Here is a 3,156-nt window from a genome sequence, read left to right on the forward strand (position 1 = left end):
CGGGCCATTGCCGCACATTACTTTTTGCCCAACCGGTGGTATTAGCCTAGCAACAGCCCCTAATTACTTAGCGCTTAATAACGTTATTTGTGTTGGTGGTACGTGGATGCTAGATAAGCAACTAATTGAAAACAAAGACTGGCAAGCCATTGAAGCGCTTGCTCGACAAGCAAGTGAAGTTAAATAGGAGTCTAAAAATGATTAATGTAGCAATTAATGGCTATGGCCGTATCGGTCGCAACGTATTACGTGCACTTTACGAGTCAGCACAAAACAGTGAAATTAAAATTGTAGCAATTAACGATTTAGCACCGGCTAACGTAAATGCGCATTTAACACAATTTGACTCAGTTCACGGTCAATTTTCTCAAAAAGTAACGTTATCAGATAACACTATGCTGATTGGTGATGACGTAATTACTTTGACTCAAGAGCGTGACCCTGCAAACTTACCGTGGAAAGAGTTAAACGTAGATATCGTTTTAGAATGTACTGGTTTTTTCACTAAGCGTGAAGACGCAGCTAAGCACATTACAGCAGGTGCTAAAAAAGTAATTGTGTCTGCTCCTGGTAAAGATTTAGATGCAACGGTAGTACACGGCGTTAACAGCGATGTAATTAACGCTGATAGCAACATTATCTCTAACGCATCATGTACGACTAACTGTTTAGCGCCAATTGCAAAAGCAATTAACGACACAGTAGGTATTGAGCAAGGTAGCATGACTACAATTCATGCTTATACAAACGATCAAAACTTATCTGACGTTTATCACCCAGATCTATACCGTGCACGTAGTGCAACACAGTCTATGATCCCAACTAAAACAGGTGCTGCTGCAGCTGTTGGCTTAGTACTTCCTGAGCTTGCGGGTAAATTAGACGGTATGTCGGTACGTGTACCTACTATCAATGTTTCTTTAGTTGATTTTACGTTTATCACTAAGCGCGAAACAACTGCTGAAGAAATCAACGAAGTAATGAAAGCCGCAGCAACAGGTTCAATGAAAGAAATTTTAGAGTACAACGAGCTTCCGCTTGTTTCTATTGATTTTAATCACAACCCTGCGTCATCAATTTTTGATGCAACGCAAACTAAAGCTGATGGCAAACTAGTTAAAGTAATGGCTTGGTACGACAACGAGTGGGGTTTCTCAAACCGCATGTTAGACCAAGTTAAAGCATTAGGTCAGTACTTATAATTGACCCTGTAAAAGTTTAGCTTTATCCAACCAAGCCTGCATTATGCAGGCTTTTTTATTTTGATTGATTTATATCCGCTCGTTTAATAAAACGCTTAGCTCTTTAAAACTAGGGCGCGATGCAATATCCGTATTTATAGCACGCGCTGCTATATCGGACATTTTACCAAACAGTTCGTTTTGCTTATCTGCAGCGCTAACAGTGCTTAGCAAGTCCTCAATTAAACAACCAAAAGCGCGGACTTCTATAAGTTCTATGCGTTTTTTCTCTTCTTGAGTAAGCATGTTTAAATTTGTTGCAGCACCAAAATCACCAAATAAAACATCGTATTGCTCGTTGATCATGGTGTTATGGGCGTAAATATCGCCATGACTTACGTTGTTAGCATGTAAGTGGGCAAGGGTGCTTATCATTTGCTGGGCAACTTTATAAATTGCCTCAGGCGAATAGTGACAGTGTGTATTAAAGGTATCGCGCGTACAGGTTTCTAAACTTGGCGGCAAACCTAAGTTAGTAAAGCGTGTATCTATTAGCTCCATTACTAAACCAAGCTGTGTACTTTGCTCTATGTAGCTTAATACGTTAATTAAGTTTTTATGATAGCCTGCTTGTAAACAGCAGTTTACTTCATCAAGTGGGTAGCCATCGCTTGTAATTGCCCCTTTAAATAATTTTACCGCCACATCATGCTGTGCTGTTTTAGCTAAATGAATAACGCCCGATGCACCTTGGCCAATTATTTTTTTAAGCTTAAAATTTTCAAGTGGCGTGTTTTGTAAACGACTGTTAGTTAAGCACTGAGCTTTATTAAATGCATTACCCGCAAAGGCAAGCCAAGCAAGTTTGGGGAGTTCTAATAGCAAATTATCAAGTTTTGTTAGGTTATTAGCAGAGAGCCTAACTAGCTCTAAATTAGTACAAGAGGCCATACTCGCGGGTAGTTGTTTTAGGTTATTTCCTGCAAGGGCGAGCTTTTTAAGCTGTGTGTAATTACCAAAGTCACTTGGCAATACGCTTAATTTGTTATCGGTCAGTATTAACCATTCAATATTTTTAGGTAAGCTGTTTAGTGCAAACTCTGTTATTTGATTGCCTTTAAATGCAACCATAATTAAAGCAGGGCACTTAGCGAGTACTTTAGGTATAAGTTTAAATTGGTTAAACGATAAAAACACCCGCTTAAGCTTTGTTAAGCATGCAAACTCATCTGGCAGTGTAGTGAGATTATTGTTTGATAAATCGAGTACTTCTAAGGTATCTACAAGGGTTAAAATTTCTAAAGGAAACTCAGTTAAGCCTTCTACGAGTTGTAAGCGACTAACACCATTCAACCTACCAGACTTAAGCTCTGCAAGGGTATTCATAAATTTTCACAAGCCTTTTAAAATAAAAAAGCCAACATCGCTGTTGGCTTAAAGTAAATACGTTTAGTAAAGTTTAAAATTGCGCGTTATGGTAAACGTTTTGCACGTCGTCACAATCTTCAAGCATGGTTAAAAAGCGCTCCATTACTTCTACGTCTTCACCTTCAATAGGGGCTTCAACTTGTGGTACAAACGAGATTAAATCTACGTCAAAATCTGTAATACCCATCTCTTCAAGCGCTGTACGGGTGTTGTTGTATTCTGTATGTGGTGCAAAAACCGTCACTTTACCGTTTTCTACTTCTACATCTGTTACATCAACATCGGCCATCATAAGGGCTTCTAGTACAGCTTCATCGTCATCGCCATCAAAAACAAAAATAGCGAGGTGATCAAATAAATGTGATACCGAATTTTGTGCGCCTATTTTAGCGTTTGCTTTGGTAAAACAAATACGTACATCAGCAAACGTACGTTTGTTGTTGTCGGTTAAACAGTCAACAATAATCATACAGTTACCAGGGCCGTAACCCTCATAACGTGTGGCTGCGTAATCTTCACCGCCGCCGCCTTTGGCTTTGTCTATTGC

At 39.3% G+C, this 3,156-nt stretch carries 3 protein-coding genes and 1 pseudogene; 2 read left to right on the top strand and 2 right to left on the bottom strand.

Annotated elements, in window-relative coordinates; all coding sequences use genetic code 11:
- Both L650_RS0110760 and gap read left to right on the top strand, forming a co-directional pair.
- Positions 1-187: pseudogene (locus L650_RS0110760) on the top strand (keto-deoxy-phosphogluconate aldolase); the annotation flags it as partial.
- A gap of 10 nt (positions 188-197) precedes the next feature.
- Complete coding sequence (gene gap, locus L650_RS0110765) at positions 198-1,202, top strand: type I glyceraldehyde-3-phosphate dehydrogenase (RefSeq protein WP_029773117.1); 1,005 nt, start codon at positions 198-200, stop codon at positions 1,200-1,202.
- A 69-nt stretch (positions 1,203-1,271) separates the two neighbouring features.
- On the opposite strand, the gene L650_RS0110770 is transcribed toward gap, so the two are convergent.
- Positions 1,272-2,567 (bottom strand): leucine-rich repeat-containing protein kinase family protein, encoded by a 1,296-nt coding sequence (locus L650_RS0110770; RefSeq protein WP_029773118.1) that lies wholly within the window; start codon positions 2,565-2,567, stop codon positions 1,272-1,274.
- Between the two features lie 73 nt (positions 2,568-2,640).
- The coding region (locus L650_RS0110775; RefSeq protein WP_029773119.1) for a YebC/PmpR family DNA-binding transcriptional regulator at positions 2,641-3,156 on the bottom strand (516 nt) is incomplete at its 5' end.

Source organism: Pseudoalteromonas sp. TB51 (assembly GCF_000498055.1).
GTDB lineage: Bacteria > Pseudomonadota > Gammaproteobacteria > Enterobacterales > Alteromonadaceae > Pseudoalteromonas > Pseudoalteromonas atlantica.

Excerpts from the sequence above, each read along its gene's own strand:
- gap (WP_029773117.1), top strand. The coding sequence starts at position 198 with ATGATTAATGTAGCAATTAATGGCTATGGCCGTATCGGTCGCAACGTA.
- L650_RS0110770 (WP_029773118.1), bottom strand. The coding sequence starts at position 2,567 with ATGAATACCCTTGCAGAGCTTAAGTCTGGTAGGTTGAATGGTGTTAGT.